General features: G+C 70.8%; 20 protein-coding genes. 16 read left to right on the plus strand and 4 right to left on the minus strand.

Annotation, left to right across the window (positions count from 1 at the left end; all coding sequences use genetic code 11):
• Positions 1 to 59 precede the first annotated feature (59 nt).
• The 13 genes from ACYVAQ_RS12120 to ACYVAQ_RS12180 all read left to right on the plus strand — a co-directional run bounded on the left by ACYVAQ_RS12120 (position 60) and on the right by ACYVAQ_RS12180 (position 10,505).
• Positions 60 to 368 (plus strand): flagellar FlbD family protein, encoded by a 309-nt coding sequence (locus ACYVAQ_RS12120; RefSeq protein WP_460789789.1) that lies wholly within the window; start codon positions 60 to 62, stop codon positions 366 to 368.
• A complete protein-coding gene (locus ACYVAQ_RS12125; protein ID WP_460789791.1) occupies positions 365 to 1,141 on the plus strand; it encodes a motility protein A in 777 nt (258 codons plus the stop codon). Before ACYVAQ_RS12120 ends, ACYVAQ_RS12125 begins: the two co-directional genes overlap by 4 nt.
• On the plus strand, positions 1,141 to 2,046 hold the full coding sequence (locus ACYVAQ_RS12130; protein ID WP_460789793.1) for an OmpA/MotB family protein: 906 nt from the start codon (positions 1,141 to 1,143) through the stop codon (positions 2,044 to 2,046). The genes ACYVAQ_RS12125 and ACYVAQ_RS12130 overlap by 1 nt, the downstream gene beginning before the upstream one ends.
• Positions 2,043 to 2,486, plus strand: coding sequence for a flagellar basal body-associated FliL family protein (locus ACYVAQ_RS12135; protein WP_460789795.1), 444 nt, complete (start codon positions 2,043 to 2,045; stop codon positions 2,484 to 2,486). Before ACYVAQ_RS12130 ends, ACYVAQ_RS12135 begins: the two co-directional genes overlap by 4 nt.
• 89 nt (positions 2,487 to 2,575) lie before the next feature.
• Positions 2,576 to 3,511 carry a flagellar motor switch protein FliM gene (locus tag ACYVAQ_RS12140; RefSeq protein ID WP_460789796.1) on the plus strand — a complete coding sequence of 312 codons (936 nt, stop codon included), beginning with the start codon at positions 2,576 to 2,578 and terminating at the stop codon, positions 3,509 to 3,511.
• Entirely contained in the window at positions 3,508 to 4,305 is a 798-nt protein-coding gene (fliN, locus tag ACYVAQ_RS12145) for a flagellar motor switch protein FliN (RefSeq protein ID WP_460789800.1), read from the plus strand. The genes ACYVAQ_RS12140 and fliN overlap by 4 nt, the downstream gene beginning before the upstream one ends.
• Positions 4,306 to 4,309: 4 nt before the next feature.
• Positions 4,310 to 4,720, plus strand: a complete 411-nt coding sequence (locus tag ACYVAQ_RS12150) for a FliO/MopB family protein (RefSeq protein ID WP_460789802.1) — start codon at positions 4,310 to 4,312, stop codon at positions 4,718 to 4,720.
• Positions 4,717 to 5,532 (plus strand): flagellar type III secretion system pore protein FliP, encoded by an 816-nt coding sequence (gene fliP, locus ACYVAQ_RS12155; RefSeq protein ID WP_460789804.1) that lies wholly within the window; start codon positions 4,717 to 4,719, stop codon positions 5,530 to 5,532. The genes ACYVAQ_RS12150 and fliP overlap by 4 nt, the downstream gene beginning before the upstream one ends.
• The gene (gene fliQ, locus ACYVAQ_RS12160) at positions 5,532 to 5,801 is read left to right on the plus strand and encodes a flagellar biosynthesis protein FliQ (RefSeq protein ID WP_460789806.1); all 270 of its coding nucleotides are present in this window, start codon (positions 5,532 to 5,534) and stop codon (positions 5,799 to 5,801) included. The genes fliP and fliQ overlap by 1 nt, the downstream gene beginning before the upstream one ends.
• Before the next feature lie 15 nt (positions 5,802 to 5,816).
• Positions 5,817 to 6,584 carry a flagellar biosynthetic protein FliR gene (locus ACYVAQ_RS12165; RefSeq protein WP_460789808.1) on the plus strand — a complete coding sequence of 256 codons (768 nt, stop codon included), beginning with the start codon at positions 5,817 to 5,819 and terminating at the stop codon, positions 6,582 to 6,584.
• Positions 6,581 to 7,726 (plus strand): EscU/YscU/HrcU family type III secretion system export apparatus switch protein, encoded by a 1,146-nt coding sequence (locus ACYVAQ_RS12170; protein WP_460789810.1) that lies wholly within the window; start codon positions 6,581 to 6,583, stop codon positions 7,724 to 7,726. The genes ACYVAQ_RS12165 and ACYVAQ_RS12170 overlap by 4 nt, the downstream gene beginning before the upstream one ends.
• Positions 7,727 to 8,040: 314 nt before the next feature.
• Positions 8,041 to 10,113 carry a flagellar biosynthesis protein FlhA gene (locus ACYVAQ_RS12175; RefSeq protein ID WP_460789812.1) on the plus strand — a complete coding sequence of 691 codons (2,073 nt, stop codon included), beginning with the start codon at positions 8,041 to 8,043 and terminating at the stop codon, positions 10,111 to 10,113.
• Entirely contained in the window at positions 10,110 to 10,505 is a 396-nt protein-coding gene (locus ACYVAQ_RS12180) for a hypothetical protein (RefSeq protein ID WP_460789814.1), read from the plus strand. The genes ACYVAQ_RS12175 and ACYVAQ_RS12180 overlap by 4 nt, the downstream gene beginning before the upstream one ends.
• Before the next feature lie 249 nt (positions 10,506 to 10,754).
• Here ACYVAQ_RS12180 and ACYVAQ_RS12185 read toward each other — a convergent pair whose 3' ends face one another.
• The gene (locus tag ACYVAQ_RS12185) at positions 10,755 to 10,940 is read right to left on the minus strand and encodes an HNH endonuclease (RefSeq protein ID WP_460790205.1); all 186 of its coding nucleotides are present in this window, start codon (positions 10,938 to 10,940) and stop codon (positions 10,755 to 10,757) included.
• A 97-nt stretch (positions 10,941 to 11,037) separates the two neighbouring features.
• Positions 11,038 to 11,727 carry a phosphatase PAP2 family protein gene (locus tag ACYVAQ_RS12190; RefSeq protein ID WP_460789816.1) on the minus strand — a complete coding sequence of 230 codons (690 nt, stop codon included), beginning with the start codon at positions 11,725 to 11,727 and terminating at the stop codon, positions 11,038 to 11,040.
• 271 nt (positions 11,728 to 11,998) lie between these two features.
• Here ACYVAQ_RS12190 and ACYVAQ_RS12195 point away from each other — a divergent pair, with 271 nt between their 5' ends.
• From ACYVAQ_RS12195 to ACYVAQ_RS12205, 3 genes are read left to right on the plus strand one after another with little or no spacing between them, the layout of a single operon-like run.
• Entirely contained in the window at positions 11,999 to 12,355 is a 357-nt protein-coding gene (locus ACYVAQ_RS12195; protein ID WP_460789819.1) for an ArsR/SmtB family transcription factor, read from the plus strand.
• The gene (locus tag ACYVAQ_RS12200; RefSeq protein WP_460789821.1) at positions 12,352 to 13,017 is read left to right on the plus strand and encodes an aquaporin; all 666 of its coding nucleotides are present in this window, start codon (positions 12,352 to 12,354) and stop codon (positions 13,015 to 13,017) included. Before ACYVAQ_RS12195 ends, ACYVAQ_RS12200 begins: the two co-directional genes overlap by 4 nt.
• On the plus strand, positions 13,014 to 13,406 hold the full coding sequence (locus ACYVAQ_RS12205) for an arsenate reductase ArsC (RefSeq protein WP_460789822.1): 393 nt from the start codon (positions 13,014 to 13,016) through the stop codon (positions 13,404 to 13,406). Before ACYVAQ_RS12200 ends, ACYVAQ_RS12205 begins: the two co-directional genes overlap by 4 nt.
• 72 nt (positions 13,407 to 13,478) lie before the next feature.
• On the opposite strand, the gene katG is transcribed toward ACYVAQ_RS12205, so the two are convergent.
• Both katG and ACYVAQ_RS12215 read right to left on the minus strand, forming a co-directional pair.
• Positions 13,479 to 15,680 (minus strand): catalase/peroxidase HPI, encoded by a 2,202-nt coding sequence (katG, locus tag ACYVAQ_RS12210; RefSeq protein WP_460789823.1) that lies wholly within the window; start codon positions 15,678 to 15,680, stop codon positions 13,479 to 13,481.
• Positions 15,677 to 16,132, minus strand: coding sequence for a Fur family transcriptional regulator (locus ACYVAQ_RS12215; RefSeq protein WP_460789825.1), 456 nt, complete (start codon positions 16,130 to 16,132; stop codon positions 15,677 to 15,679). The genes katG and ACYVAQ_RS12215 overlap by 4 nt, the downstream gene beginning before the upstream one ends.
• Positions 16,133 to 16,181: the final 49 nt, after the last annotated feature.

Raw genomic sequence — 16,181 nt, forward strand, 5'->3', positions numbered from 1 at the left:
GGGAGGGCGTTCCGGCCAAGGACGGCCATCGCGAACGACCCGCACACGGAGGTGCCCCGATGATCACGCTGGCCCGGCTCTCGGGCACGGCATTCCTGTTGAACGCCGACCTGATCGAGCGCGTCGACAGCACACCGGACACGGTGATCACGCTCGTCGACGGCACCAAGTACGTCGTCGCCGAGCCGCTCGAGGTGGTGCTGGCCGAGGTGCTCGACTACCGCGCCCGGATCGTCGCGCGGGCCTCCTTCTTCGAGAGCGCGACGGTTCCACCGGCACCGCCGCACGGGTCCGCGCTGGGGGCGGGCCGGCTGTCCGCCGTACCGAACCACCGGGACGACCGCCGCGACCGGGGGGAGGACCGATGAAGGACCCCGCCGCGATGATCGGAGTCGGAGCCGGCTTCGCCGTCATCATCGCCGCCAACGTGCTCGAGGGCGGCAACCCGATGAGCCTCTTCTCCGTCGCCCCCATGCTGCTCGTCTTCGGCACGACCATGATGGTCACCGTCGCGGGCGGCTCGATGACGGACGCCAAGGCCGCGGTCAGGAACATCAAGCGCGCCTTCACCACCGGCGTCGCCCCGGCCACCGATCTGGTCCCCCAGGTCGTCCAGCTGGCCGAGCGGGCCCGCCGCGAGGGCCTGCTCGCCCTGGAGGACGCGGTCAAGGACATCCCCGACCCCTTCCTGGTCAAGGGCGTCACGATGGCCATCGACGGCACCGACCCCGAGGAGCTGCGCGACATCCTCGAGGCCGAGCTGCGCGCCAAGCGCCGCGACGACAAGCAGGCCGCGAAGTTCTTCGCCGACGCGGGCGGCTACGCGCCGACCATCGGCATCATCGGCACCGTCATGGGCCTGGTGCACGTGCTGGAGAACCTCTCCACGCCGGAGACCCTCGGCCCGCTCATCGCGGGTGCGTTCGTGGCGACGCTGTGGGGCGTCATGAGCGCCAACGTGATCTGGTTGCCGATCGGCAACCGGCTGACGCGGCTCGGCGAGCTGGAGCGGGCCCGGATGGAGGTCGCCGTCGAGGGCGTCGCCGCCATCCAGGCGGGCGCCAACCCGCGCCTGGTCGCGGAGAAGCTCCGCTCCCTGCTCCCGGCCGACGCGGCCGAGACCGACGCGAAGGCCGCGTGATGTCGGGCAAGGGACCCGTCCGCCGGCGGCACCACGAGGAGGAGCACGACGAGCACGGCGGCGGTCACGAGCGCTGGCTGGTGACGTACGCCGACATGGTGACCCTGCTGATGGTCCTCTTCATCGTCATGTTCGCGATGTCGACCGTCGACGCGACGAAGTTCAAGGCGCTCAAGGACGGCCTGGCGAAGGGCTTCGGGCACTCCGTGTCGATCCTCAGCGGCTCGAGCCCGCTGCTCGACGACGAGGGCGCCACCACGCCCGGCTCCTCCCCGATCGACCAGCTGATCAACAGCCTGCCGTCCTCGCAGCGCGCCGCCGCGACCCAGGTGCTGCACAAGATCGACTCCGTCCGGACGCAGGCCCAGGAGTCGGCAGCGAAGGTGGAGGTGCACCGGCTGATCAAGATCTGGAAGCAGATCAGGACCGCGCTGGAGAAGCAGGGGCTGCGCGGCGACGTACAAGCCACGGTGGACGAGCGCGGCCTCGTCGTCAGCCTGGTGTCGCGCCACGTCGTCTTCGGGTACGACGTCGCCACCCTCACCCCGCGCGGCGAACGGGTCGTCGACACGATCGCGCCGGTGCTGGTCCAGCTCCCCGAGCCGATCGAGCTGGACGGGCACACCAACCAGGAGAAGGTCCACCCGAAGTACTACCCCACCGACTGGGACCTCTCCGCGGCTCGTGCGATCACCGTGCTGCGCCGGCTCCAGGAGGACGACGGGCTGCCCGCCGACCGCCTCGAGGCCACCGGCTTCGGGCACACCAAGCCGCTGATGGACCCCTCGCTCCCGGGATCGCAGGAGATCAACAAGCGCGTCGACGTCGTCGTCCTGTCGCAGGCCCCGCCGGAGACCCGCGCCCTGTTCACGAAGGTGTACGACCAGATGGAGAAGAAGTCATGAGCGCCGCCGTCCTGCAGCCCGAGGCGGGCACCGCGTCCGAGGACGCCGGGGGATCGAGGAAGAAGCTGGTCATCGGCGTGGTGGTACTCCTCCTCGCCATGGGCGGCGCCGGCTACTGGTTCTTCCTCAAGCCCAGCGGCCCCGCGGTGCCGAAGCCGGGCGCCGTCGCCCCGCTCGACTCGATCCAGGTCAACCTCGCCGACGGTCACTACCTGCGGCTCGGCATCGCCCTGCAGCTCACCACCAAGGCAGGCAAGGACCCCGTCGACGGCAGCAAGGCGCTCGACGCCGCCATCGAGGTGTTCTCCGGGCTCCCGGTCGCCGAGGTGGACAAGCGCTCCCAGCGCGAGAAGCTGCGAACCGAGCTCGAGAAGGACCTCGAGAAGGCCTACGACGGCGACGTCATGGACGTCTACTTCACCGAGTTCGTCACCCAGTAGGCCGGGACTTCGTCCCGGATCTCACGGACCCTCGGCCAGTTCGTCCCCAGAGGGCTCAACCGGCGACCCCGGGCACCGATCTGGCGCACGTGACCCCTGCCCCGACGACCGGTTCCGGCCGGACGCGTCGCCGTCCTGCGAGCGAGCCGACGCCGTACGACTTCCGGCGGCCGATCCAGCTCTCCCGCGAGCACCAGCGGACCCTGCAGCTGGGGTTCGACGGCTTCGCGCGGCAGGCGACCACCGTCTTCACCAGCTCGCTGCGCACGGTCTGCTCGGTGACGCTCGTCGAGATCGCCCAGCGCACCTATGCCGAGTACGTCGACAGCCTCGGCGCGTCGACGTACATGACGCTCTTCTCGGCCGACCCGATGCCCGGCACCGGGGTCCTCGAGATCCCGCTGTTCGCGACCATGTCGTGCCTGGACCACATGCTCGGCGGGCCGGGGTCCGACGAGCAGCCCGAGCGGCCGCTGACCGAGATCGAGGACGGCGTGATCCGCGGCTTCATCGAGCGCCTGCTCAGCGAGATGCGCTACTCGCTGACCCCGATCGTGGCGCTGGAGCCGACCGCGACGGGCGTCGAGTACAGCCCCCAGTTCGCCCAGGTCGCCGGCGCCGCCGACGTCATGGTCGTCGTGACCTTCGAGCTGCGCATCGGCGAGCAGCCGCACCGGCTCACCGTCTGCCTGCCGTTCTCCGGCCTGCTGCCCCACCTGGCCAACGCGAGCGGCAACGGCGCGGTGTCCGACCGCGAGAAGGCCCAGCGCGCGCAGTCGGCCCGGCTGCTGCAGGAGCAGTTCGCGCAGGTGCCGGTCGAGGTCGCCGTACGGCTTCGGCCGATCGACCTCTCCCCCGCCGCGATCGCCGACCTGCAGCCCGGCAGCGTGCTGCGCCTGACCCACCCCGCCGCGGCGCCCCTCGAGGTCAGCTTCGCGGGCTCCACCTACGCCCATGCCACGCCGGGAGCCCGCGGTCAGCGGCTCGCGGCGCTCATCGTCGCCACCCCTCCGGAGGACCAATGACCGACCAGAACCTCGCCGAGGCCGTCGCCGAGGCGACCGCAGCGCTGCTCCCGGCGGTGTCGCCGCTGACGGTGGCGCCGGCCCAGCCGGGCTCGCCGCACGTGCTGTCGGCGTTCGCCGGGGCGGTGCGGGTGGAGCTGGACGGGGTTCCCGGCTGCGTCGTCGTCTGCGTCGGCCAGGAGCTGGTCGACGCCCTGGCCTCCTCGCCGATGGGCGCGCTCGACCTCGCCGCCGCCGTCCAGCCCGCGCTCGACGCGGCCGCAGGTCGCCTCGGCGCCCGGGCCCGTACGGCGGAGCGGCTCGACACCGACGCCGAGACCTTCTCCATCACGGACGTCGTCGGCAACGACTTCACCACCGTCCCCGTGATCGGCACCGGCATCGCCGCGGCCCTCCTGCTCCCCCAGGCCACCCTGGACGGCGCGGGCGAGCCGATCGCACCGATGCCCCCGGTCACGGCCGCTCCGCTGCCGGAGGTCCCCGACTCCCCGGCCGGCATCACCGACGAGCCGTTCGTCCCCGCCTTCAGCGCGCCGAGCCCGGTCGTCCGCGGCCTGGAGATGCTGCAGGGCGTCGACATGGAGGTCACCGTCGAGCTGGGCCGCACCCGGATGACGGTCCGCGACCTGCTCGCCTTGACCCCGGGCACGGTCCTCGAGCTGGACCGGGCCGCCGGCAGCCCCGCCGACCTGCTCGTCAACGGCCGGCTCGTGGCCCGCGGCGAGGTCGTCGTCATCGACGAGGACTTCGGGCTGCGCGTCACCGAGATCGTCGACGCCGCCGCGACGGTCTGACGCGATGTCCGACACCAGCGTCGTCGGCCTGGGCTTCCGGCTGATCGGGTCGCTCGCGATCGTCGTGGGCCTGCTGTTCCTGATGGCCCGCTTCGCGAACAAGCGCTTCAAGTCGGCGTCCGGCGCGACCGTCCAGGTCGTCGCCCGGCAGTCGCTGACCCGCTCGTCGGGCGTCGCGGTGCTGACCGTGGGCTCCCGGGTCCTCCTCGTCGGTACGACGGACCAGCAGGTCAGCCTGCTCGCCGAGCTCGACCCCGAGGAGCTCGTGGCCGACGAGCCGATCGACGTACCTCTCCCGCCTCGGGCATCGAGCTCGTCACCGCTCGCCGGCTCGCTCCTCTCCCCCGCCACCTGGAAGCAGACCATGGCCGTCTTCACCGGCAACGCACCACCCGAGGAACGCGAAGCGTCATGATCGGGACCCTGCGCAGACCCCTCCGACTCCTGCTCCTCAGCATCGTCGGTGCGCTGGTCCTGATCCTCACCTCACCGGTCGGCGCGCTCGCCGACCCCACCAGGCCCACCGGCCCGAAGGGGCCGAACGGCCCCGGCGCCGGTCACGTCACCGTCGACCTCACCGGCCTGACCGACAAGCCCAGCAACAGCCTCGTCACCCTGATCGCGCTGACGCTGATCAGCCTGCTTCCGGCGATCCTGCTCACCTGCACCAGCTTCACCAAGGTGCTGGTGGTGCTCGGCCTGACCCGCAACGCGCTCGGGCTGCAGCAGACGCCGAACAACCAGGTCCTCGCCGGGCTGGCGCTGTTCCTGAGCCTGTTCATCATGTCGCCGGTCATCTCGCAGGTGAACCACGACGGCGTGCAGCCCTACCTGCACGGCAAGGAGACGTCGGCACAGGCCTTCCACAACGGCATGGAGCCGCTGCGGACCTTCATGCTCGACAACACCGACGACCACGAGCTGGAGCTGCTCACCTCGGTGGCGCACCGGCCGCTGCCCTCGGACCGCTCCGAGGTGTCCACCGCCACGCTGATCCCGGCGTTCATCCTGTCCGAGCTGAAGGACGCCTTCATCATCGGCTTCATCATCTTCATCCCGTTCCTGGTGATCGACATGGTCGTCAGCGGGGCGTTGATGAGTCTCGGCATGATGATGATGCCGCCGGTGATGGTGTCGCTCCCGTTCAAGCTGCTGCTGTTCGTGATGGTCGACGGCTGGGCCCTGGTCATCAAGTCGCTCGTCGCGTCGTACGCCGGTGGTGGCTGATGACCGACACCACGATCATCGAGATCGCCCTGAAGACCATGGTGGTCGCGCTCGAGCTGGCCGCGCCCATCCTCGCCACCGCGCTGGTGATCGGCTTCGCCGTGTCGCTGTTCCAGTCGATGACGCAGATCCAGGAGTTCACCCTCAGCTTCGTGCCGAAGGTGATCGGGATCGGCCTCGCGCTGCTGTTCTCCGGCAACTGGATGTTGCACACGCTGATGTCGTTCACCGACAACCTGTTCGCGATGGTCCCGCGGCTGCTGGCCTGACCGGGCCTCACGACCATGACCCTCTCCGTCGACGGTGCCTCGCTGATCGCCCTGCTGCTGGCCAGCATCCGGGTGATCAGCTGGCTGTCCGTCGTACCTCCCTTCGCCACCGGGGGCATCCCGGTCACCGGCCGCGTCGTGCTCTCGCTGGGCCTGTCGCTGGACATGGCACCCACGCTCGCGACCCGGCACCTGCCGAGCACCACCCCCGACCTGCTGCTCGCCGTCCTCGCGCAGGTCGTCGTCGGCGTGGCGATGGGCTTCGTGACGATGCTGCTGTTCTCGACGATCGCGGCCGCCGGCTCGCTGATCGACATCTTCGGCGGCTTCTCCGTGGCCGCGGCGTACGACCCGCTCGCGATGAACTCGAACGCCGTCTTCGGCCGGTTCCACCAGATGCTCGCGGTGCTGCTCATGATGGTGTCCGGCGGCTACCTGCTCGTCATCGGCGGGCTGCTCACCAGCTTCAACTTCATCGGTCTGGACGGGATGCCGGACATCCATTCCTGGCCGGCGGTCGTGACCACCGCTTTCTCGATGTTCTTCACCACCGCGCTGCAGATCGCGCTGCCGCTGATCGCCGTGCTGTTCGTCTCCGACCTCGCGCTGGCCCTCATGACGAAGGTGGCGCCGCAGCTGAACGCGATGAACGTGATGTACCCGGCCAAGGTCGGGCTGACCCTCATGCTCCTCGGGCTCTGCTTCCCGATGCTGCCCGGCGCCACGTCACGGCTCGTGGACCTGACGAACCAGGCGCTCTCCACCATGGCGGGAGCGTCGTGAGCGGCGGCGGCAGCGGGGAGAAGACCGAGAAGCCCACCGCGAAGCGGAAGAAGCAGGCCCGCAAGGACGGCCAGGTCGCGCGTACGCCGGAGCTCGGCGCCTGGCTCTCCATGCTGGTCGTCGCGATGGCGATCGGGCCGCTGTTCCGGCTCGAGGCCGGGCACGTGCGGACGATGCTGATCACGCACCTCACCGCGGTCGCGCACCCCTCGACGTCGCTGGCGTTCACGCTGCTGCGCAGCGACGCGCTGCACCTGATCCTGGTGCTGACCGTGTTCGGCTCGCTGGTGCTGGCGGTCAGCCTGCTCGCGACGATCGCCCAGGGCGGGTTCTACCTGTCCCCCAAGCTCGCCAAGCCGAACCCGAAGAAGCTCAACCCCTTCGCCGGCGCCAAGCGGATCTTCGGTCCGCACGCGTGGTGGGAGGGCGTGAAGATGCTGGCGAAGACCAGCGTCGTGGCGCTCATCGCCTACCAGACCGTGCGCGGGATGCTGCCCCTGATCGGCGGGCTGGTGCCGATCGAGGAGGTCATCTCGGTCACCTCCTCACGGATCACCCACCTGCTGCTCACCGTCACCGTGGCCGGCCTGGTGATGGCCGCGGCCGACTACGCGATGCAGCGCCGCCGGATCGGCAAGCAGCTCAAGATGTCGCACCACGAGATCAAGCAGGAGCACCGGCAGTCCGAGGGCGATCCCCTGGTGAAGTCGGCGATCCGCTCCCGCCAGCTTGCCGCCGCCCGCAGCCGGATGCTCGCCGACGTCGCCGACGCCGACGTGCTCCTCGTCAACCCGACGCACTTCGCCGTCGCGCTGCGCTACCAGCCCGAGCGGGGTGCGCCGCGGGTGGTGGCCCGCGGCGCCGGCGCGATCGCCGCGCGGATCCGCGAGCGGGCACTCGAGGAGCGGGTGCCGATGGTGCACGACGTCCCCCTCACCCGGGCGCTCTACCGCTCCACCGAGGTCGGCATGGAGATCCCGCGCGAGCTCTGGGCCGCCGTGGCGCAGGTCCTGGCGTTCGTCCTGTCGCGCCGGGCCGCCGGTCAGTACGGCGGCGAGCACCGCACCCCGCGCGCCGCCGCCGAGCTGCCCGAGGTGCTCAGCGCGGCGCGGCGGAAGCGGCGGGCTCCCCGTCGTACCTGACCAACGCGTTGGTCTGGCGACGGAAATCCAACGCGTTGGTCAGGTACGACGGAGCTGGTCCGCGCGCGACTGGACGTCCGCCGGCACCGGCCCCGTCCCATCCAGCCCGCCGCCACGGAGGCGTGCAGGTAGAGGGTGCCGCCCTCGTCGGGCCCGTCGAGGTCGTAGACGGCCGCGACCAAAGTCCCGGACGGCCCACTCGATCGGCCCTCAGGTGCTCCCGACGTACGCCGATCAGCCCCCTAGGCGCCAGGACGGCGCGACCATCGCAGTGCCACGGAGGGCGCTCGTCCGCTCGACCGCAGAGGCCGCCCGTGTCCAAGAAGACGCTGCACCAGCTCGGTGTGCCGATCGGCATCGTGATGATCGTCGTGATGCTCGTCGTACCGCTGCCCGCGATCGTGCTCGACATGCTGATCGCGCTCAACATCACCGGCGCGCTGCTCGTCCTGATGGTCGCCATGTTCATCCACCGTCCGCTGGACTTCGCGGCGTTCCCCAGCGTGATCCTGGTGATGACGCTGTTCCGCCTCGCGCTCAACGTCAGCGCGACACGGCTCGTCCTGCTCGACGGGTACGCCGGCAAGGTGATCGGCACGTTCGGCCACTTCGTCGTCGGCGGCTCGCTCATCGTCGGCCTGATCGTCTTCGCGATCCTGCTCGTCATCCAGTTCATCGTCATCACCAACGGCGCCGGCCGCGTCGCCGAGGTCGGCGCGCGGTTCACCCTCGACGCGATGCCCGGCAAGCAGATGGCGATCGACGCCGACCTCAACTCCGGCCTGATCAACGAGGACGAGGCCCGCCGCCGCCGCGCCGAGGTGCACGCGGAGGCCGACTTCCACGGCGCGATGGACGGTGCCTCGAAGTTCGTGAAGGGCGACGCGATCGCCGCCATCGTGATCACGCTGGTCAACCTCATCGGCGGCCTCGGCATCGGCCTCGCGCAGATGCACATGCCGATCAAGGACGCCATCAACACCTACTCGCTGCTGTCGATCGGCGACGGCCTGGTCTCCCAGATCCCTGCGCTGCTGCTGTCCGTCGCGACCGGCCTCATCGTCACCCGGTCGGTGTCCGACGGCGACATGGGCTCCGACCTGGTCGGCCAGCTGCTGGCCCGGAAGATGCCGCTGCGGGTGGCGGGCTGCGGTGCGGTCGCGCTGTGCCTGATCCCCGGCCTTCCCAAGCTGCCGTTCCTCGTCGCGGGTGGCCTGATGCTCCTCGCGTCGAGCCGGGTGGACGAGTCCTCGCCGGAGCTCGTCGGGGCGGACGCGACCGACGGACCGGTGGCCAACCCCGACTCGCCCGAGCAGCTGGCCGCGGAGATCCGCGTGGACCCGCTGGGGCTGGAGCTCTCCGCCGACCTCATCGACCTGGTCGACCAGCGCACGGGCGGCGACCTCCTCGAGCGGGTCAAAGCGCTGCGCCGGAAGGTGGCGGGCGAGCTCGGCATCGTCATCCCTCCGGTCCGCACCCGCGACAACCTCGAGCTGCCGCTCAACACCTACACGATCAACCTGTTCGGCGCCGAGGTCGCGCGGGGTGAGGCCCCGCGCGGCACCGTCCTCGCGATCGGCGACTTCCTCGGCTCTCTGCCCGGTACGCCGACCCGCGAGCCGGTCTTCGGACTCGAGGCCAAGTGGATCCCGGCCGAGCTGCGGCACCAGGCCGAGATCGCGGGTGCGACGGTCGTCGACCGCGCGTCGGTGATCACCACGCACCTGGCCGAGGTCGTTCACCACCACGCCGGCCGCCTGCTCGGCCGCGAGGACGTCCGGCTGCTCACCGACGTCGTGAAGCGCACCCACCCGGTCGTCGTGGAGGAGCTCACGCCGTCCCACCTGTCCCTGGGCGAGCTGCAGCAGGTCCTCCGGGCGTTGCTGGCCGAGAACGTCCCGATCCGCGATCTGGTGCGGATCTTCGAGGCGCTCTCGGTGCGGGCCTCGGTGTCGAAGGACGGCGACGGTCTCGTCGAGGCAGCCCGTGCGGCGCTCGACCCGGCGCTGGCAGCGCCGTACCTCTCGGGTGGGATGCTGTCCGCCATCAGCTTCGACCCGCTCCTGGAGCAGAACCTGCTCGAGGGCATGCGGCAGACGGAGAGCGGCGCCGTGCTGGTGCTCGACCCCGACCTCGCGCAGCACGTGCTGGTCACGCTCGCCCAGCTCGCCACCGCCGCCGAGAACACGAACGTCCAGCCGGTGCTGGTCTGTGCGCCGCAGATCCGGTTGGCGGTACGCCGCCTCGTGGCCCCCGCCGTCGAACGCCTCCCCGTCCTGGCGTACACCGAGCTGGGCGCCGCCCAGCAGGTGCAGTCGGTCGGGGTGGTTGGTCATCGGCCTTCGGCCAGCGGACGGGTGGGCGCTGAGCTGGTGGCCGCCGGATGAGCAGGAAGAAGCAGGCCGCCGTGGACGTCGTACGACGCCCGCGGCCCGCACCGCGCCCCTTCATCGACGTCCGACTGCTCCTGCTCGCCGCCGTGATCGCCTCCCCCGCGGCGTACCGCTCCAGCCAGGGGCTGCTCTCCCCCTCCACCGCCCTGGACCGGTTCCTGCTCATCGCCGCCGGCTGCGTCGCCCTGTCCGCGGTGCTCCGGACGATCTGGCCGCTGGTCGTCGGGGACACCCCGCCGTCCGCTGCGGCGCCGTCTGCGTCCGGGGTATCCCCGGCGCTGGAGCCGGTCGTCGTCGACGACGGGCTGGGCATCCCGCCGGTGGGATCGGGGCTCGACCTGATCGAGGACGACATCGACCCGACCGCGCTCCTCGACCTTCCCTGATCGCTGCTCCGGCGGGCTGGTGGTTGGCGGCCGCACTGTAGCCCGTCGCGCCCCGACGTCAAGGGTGCCTCCGGCATCGCTGCGCGACGCCTGCGGCGCCCTTGACCCCGGGTCCCTCACGACGGGCCAGACGGCGCGGAGTCGGCACGGGCTTCGCCCGCGCCGCCGCTACGCGGCCGCCACAGGGGTGGTGGTCGGGCCGCTACCGACTATGGGTCACCCGACCCATAGCCCGTAGGCGCCCGACCCTCACGTCCTCCGGTGGAACCGGAAGTCACCAGAGGCCAGCTTGGTCATCGAGTACCGGGTGTCGTGCGCCCGATGATGATGGTGCGAGCACAGCAGCACGCCGTCGGCGAGGTCGGTTCTGCCGCCTTCGGACCACGGCTTCAGATGGTGCGCCTCAGTCCAGGACCATGCCGCCCAGCATCGCAGACCCGAGGTCGTTGACCAGGGCTACGGTGCGGCCGCCACCCACCGACCCCGAAGGAAGCAAGAGTGGTCTCGATACGCCACTCGCTGGCGCTCGTGGCTACTCGACCAACGACGAGCGGGCCGGCTCGACGGCCCGAGAGGGCCGGCTCAACCGCAGCACCCCGTCCACCCGCCCCGCCACCCCCGGCAGGAACCCCGTCGACACCGCCTCGACCAGCACCCGCAGCATCACGGCACCGAAGAGGGCGCCCGCGACGAGGTCGGTGAGCCAGTGGGTGCCGATCAGCCACGACACGACGGCCGCGTTGAGGCCCACCGCGATCCACACCGTCTTGATCCGGCGGGCGTGCGCGGCGGTCCAGCCCGGGAACGCCAGGTGCAGCAGCACGACGCAGGCACCGAAGACGAGCACCACCTCGGAGGTGTGCCCGCTGGGGAAGGCCATGCCGTACTTGCCGTGGTCGACGTACCCACCGGCCCAGTACGACGGCGCGCCGAACCGAGGCGCGTCCTTCGCGAAGAGCAGCTTGACCAGGCCGGTGACGTAGAACAGCGCCTCGGTGGCACCGGCGACGAGCAGCGGCAGGCTCGACCGCATCCGCACGGCGAAGGCCACGGCCAGCGTCGCCATGACGATCCCCTCGCCACCCTGGCTGGCGATGTGGTCGAGGCACCCGCGCACCAGGCCGAAGCCCCACATCCCCGGCCGCAGCGGACGCAGGTAGGTCAGCCGGTCGACGTGCCGACCCAGCGGCGACATCGCCAGGGCCGCGAACCCGAGGAACACGACGAGTCCAGCACGCAGGTCCAGGAGGTACGGAAAACGGTCGCGGAGCAGGGTCCCCGAGCGGCCGACAACCCCTTGATCGGTCGCCGGCCGCCCGAGAACAGCTGTTTGCGGCATCGCTCCATCGTGACACGACATCGCTCAGCAGCAAGTCGGCGAGCAGCAATCCTCGTCACAGCAGCCGTCCATCACACACCTCCTCCCACCGCTATATCGACAAGCGTCGATGTTCACCTTGCGCCTACACATCGACAGATGTCAATATTGACGGGTGTCGAAGTCCCTCGAGCTCACCCCGGTCCAGCAGGTCGCCTGCTGCTCGCCGCTGACCTCCGAACCCCTCACCCAGCGGCAGGCCGAGCGGGTTGCCCCCCTGCTCAAGGCGCTCGCCGACCCTGCCCGCCTCCGGCTGCTCTCCCTCGTCGCCGCGCACGAGAACGGCGAGGCCTGCGTGTGTGACCTCAACGAGGCCTTCGACCTCTCCCAGCCGACGATCAGCCACCACCTCAAGGTCCTGTACGACGCCGGTCTGCTCGACCGCAGCAAGCGCGGGACCTGGGTCTACTACGCCGTACGCCGGGACGCACTCGCCGACGTGGCCGCCTTGCTGGGCGGGCCGACCGCGTGACCTACCTGGTCCGCCGCGCCGTCGCCGAGCTGCTCGGCACCGCGTTCCTGGTGGCGGCCGTCATCGGCTCGGGCGTGATGGCCACGCGGCTCTCCCCGGCCGACGTCGGCCTGCAGCTCCTCGAGAACTCCCTCGCCACCGCCGGCGCACTGGTCGCGCTGATCATCGCCTTCGGGTCGGTGTCCGCGGCCTTCAACCCGGTCGTCACGGCGGTCGAGGTGGCGCGCGGCAACCTCTGGCTCCTGGAGGGCGTGGCCCTCGTCCTCGCCCAGCTGGTCGGCGGCGTCCTCGGCGCGATCACCGCGAACCTGATGTTCGGCCTGCCCGCGATCTCGACCTCCACCCACCACCGGGCGACCCCGGCGCACCTGTTCGCCGAGGTCGTCGCGACGGTCGGGCTGCTGCTCGTGGTCCACGGGGCGCTGCGGCGTACCCACCTGGAGTCGATCGCCATCGCGGTCGCGGGCTACATCGCGGGGGCGTACTGGTTCACCTCGTCGACCTCCTTCGCCAACCCGGCGGTGACGATCGGCCGGACGCTCAGCGACTCCTTCGCGGGCATCGCTCCGGCCAGCGTGCTGCCCTTCATCGGCGCCCAGGCCGTGGGCGGCCTCCTCGGCTACGGCCTGATCGCCTTCCTGCACCCCAAGGAGTCCGCATGACCCGCCCCACCGTCCTGTTCGTCTGCGTCCACAACGCCGGCCGCTCCCAGATGGCCGCGGGCTACCTGCAGCACCTCGCCGGCGACCGGATCGAGGTCCTCTCGGCCGGCTCCCAGCCCGCCGACGCGATCAACCCGGTCGCCGTCGCCGCCATGGCCGAGGTCGGCATCGACATCACCGGCAACCAGCCGAAGGTGCTGACCTCCGAGGCGGTCCAGGCCTCCGACGTGGTCATCACCATGGGCTGCGGCGACGAGTGCCCGTTCTACCCCGGCAAGCGCTACGAGGACTGGGTGCTCGACGACCCGGCCGGCCAGGGGATCGAGGCGGTGCGCCCGATCCGCGACGAGATCCGGCGACGGGTCGAGGGCCTCATCGCAGACCTCTGAACCCGTAGGAAACCCCGAAGGGCCGGCCCTCCCAGAAGGAGAGCCGGCCCTCGGCGTACAGCAACAACCAGGTCAGCGGAGGTCGAACCGGTCCGCGTCCATGACCTTGACCCACGCGGCGGCGAAGTCGTTGACGAACTTCTCCGCGGCGTCGCTGGACGCGTAGACCTCGGCGAGCGCCCGCAGCTGCGAGTTCGAGCCGAAGATCAGGTCGTTGGCCGTGGCCGTCCACTTCACCTCGCCGGTGGCAGCGTCGCGGATCTCGTAGACGTTCGCCTCGTTCTCCGACGCCTTGACCTGCGTGCCGGGGGCCAGCAGGTTGGTGAAGAAGTCGGTCGACAGCACGCCGACGCGGTCGGTGAGCACGCCGTGCTGGGTGCCGCCGGCGTTGGCACCGAGCGCACGCAGACCGCCGACGAGCACCGTCATCTCCGGGGCCGTCACGTCGAGCATGTAGGCGCGCTCGACCAGCAGCTTCTCGACCGGCAGCTTCTCGTCCGGCCGGACGTAGTTGCGGAAGCCGTCGCCCCGCGGCTCCAGCACCGCGAAGGACTCGACGTCGGTCTGCTCCTCGGTGGCGTCGGTGCGACCCGGGTGGAACGGCACCGTGATGGTGACGCCCGCGTCCGCGGCCGCCTTCTCGATGGCCGCCGTGCCACCGAGCACGATCAGGTCGGCCAGCGAGATCTGCTTGCCACCGGCGTTGAACTCCTGCTGGATCTGCTCGAGCTTGCCGAGGACCGTCGCGAGCTCCGCGGGGTCGTTGACGGCCCAGCTGCGCTGCGGCTCGAGCCGGATCCGCGCGCCGTTGGCGCCGCCGCGCTTGTCGGTCGAACGGAAGCTCGCGGCCGAGGCCCAGGCGGTCTTGACCAGCTGCTGCACCGTCAGGCCGGAGCCGAGGAGCGTGTCCTTCAGCGCGGCGATGTCGGCGTCACCGACGAGCTCGTGGTCGACGGCCGGCACCGGGTCCTGCCAGATCTGCGGCTCGGGCACCCACGGGCCGAGGTAGCGCGAGACCGGGCCCATGTCGCGGTGGAGCAGCTTGTACCAGGCCTTCGCGAAGGCCTTCGCGAACTCGTCGGGGTTCTCCAGGAACCGCTTCGAGATCGGCCCGTAGACCGGGTCGAACCGCAGCGCGAGGTCGCTGGTCAGCATGGTCGGCTTGCGCTTCGGGGAGTCCGCGGCCGGGCCGGGGATGATCGCCTCGGCGTCCTTCGCCACCCACTGGTGCGCACCGGCGGGGCTCTTGGTCAGCTCCCACTCGTGGCCGAAGAGGATCTCGAAGAAGCGGTTGCTCCACTGCGTCGGCTTGTCGGTCCAGGTGACCTCGAGACCGGAGGTGATCGCGTCGGCCCCCTTGCCGGTGCCGTACGACGACTTCCAGCCCAGGCCCTGCTCCTCGAGCGGCGCCGCCTCGGGCTCGGGGCCGACCAGGGTCGGGTCGCCCGCGCCGTGGGTCTTGCCGAAGGTGTGGCCGCCGGCGATCAGCGCGACGGTCTCCTCGTCGTTCATCGCCATCCGGCCGAAGGTCTCGCGGATGTCCCGAGCGGACGCCAGCGGGTCGGGGTTGCCGTTCGGGCCCTCGGGGTTGACGTAGATGAGGCCCATCTGGACCGCGCCGTACGGCTCGGCGAGCTCGCGGTCACCGGAGTAGCGCTCGTCGCCGAGCCAGGTGTCCTCGGTGCCCCAGATGACCTCCTCCGGCTCCCAGGTGTCGGGGCGGCCGAAGGCGAAGCCGAAGGTCTCGAAGCCCATGTCCTCGAGGGCCACGTTGCCGGCCAGCACGAGCAGGTCGGACCAGGAGATCTTCTGGCCGTACTTCTGCTTCACCGGCCACAGCAGGCGCCGCGCCTTGTCCAGGTTGCCGTTGTCCGGCCAGGAGTTGAGCGGCGCGAAGCGCTGCTGGCCCTCACCGGCGCCACCGCGACCGTCGTAGATGCGGTAGGTGCCGGCAGCGTGCCAGGACAGCCGGATCATCAGGCCGCCGTAGTGACCGAAGTCCGCGGGCCACCAGTCCTGCGAGGTGTGCAGGACCTCGGCGATGTCGGCCTTCAGCGCGTCGACGTCGAGCTTGGCGAACTCCGCGGCGTAGTCGAAGTCGGCACCCAGCGGGTTGCCGGCGGTCGAGTGTGCGTGCAGGACCGAGAGGTCGAGCTGGTTCGGCCACCAATCCTGGTTGGTGCGCGGGTGCGGCACCGTCGACCGCGGCGAGTCGATCGCCGGGTTCTCGCTCTCGCTGCCATGGACGACCGGGCAGCCTTCGGTGTTGCTCATCTGCTTCCTTCCGAAACGGGATTGCTGGCGGAACTGGTGGTGGAGCACGCGGGGCAGGTGCCCCAGTAGATGACCTCGGCCTCGTCGATGGCGTAGCCGTGGTCGTCGTCGGCGGTGAGGCAGGGGGTGTGCCCGACCGCGCAGTCCACGTCGGCGATCGCACCGCAGGTGCGGCACACGACGTGGTGGTGGTTGTCCCCGACCCGCGCCTCGTAGCGCGCGACCGAGTTGGCGGGCTGGATCCGGCGGATCAGCCCCGCAGCCGTGAGCGCGCGGAGCACGTCGTACACGGCCTGGTGCGAGACGTCGGGCAGCTCCTCGCGGACGGCGGCGATCAGGGCGTCGGTGTCCGCGTGCGGACGCTCCCCGATCGCCCCGAGCACCGCGAGCCGGGGACGCGTCACCCGCAGGTCCGCACCCCGCAGCAGCTGCTCGAAGTCGGTCGTCGTCACACCCGCAGTCAAGCGCACAATCTTGAACGAATCAAGAAAACTCGCGGGT

The organism is Nocardioides maradonensis (assembly GCF_054777115.1).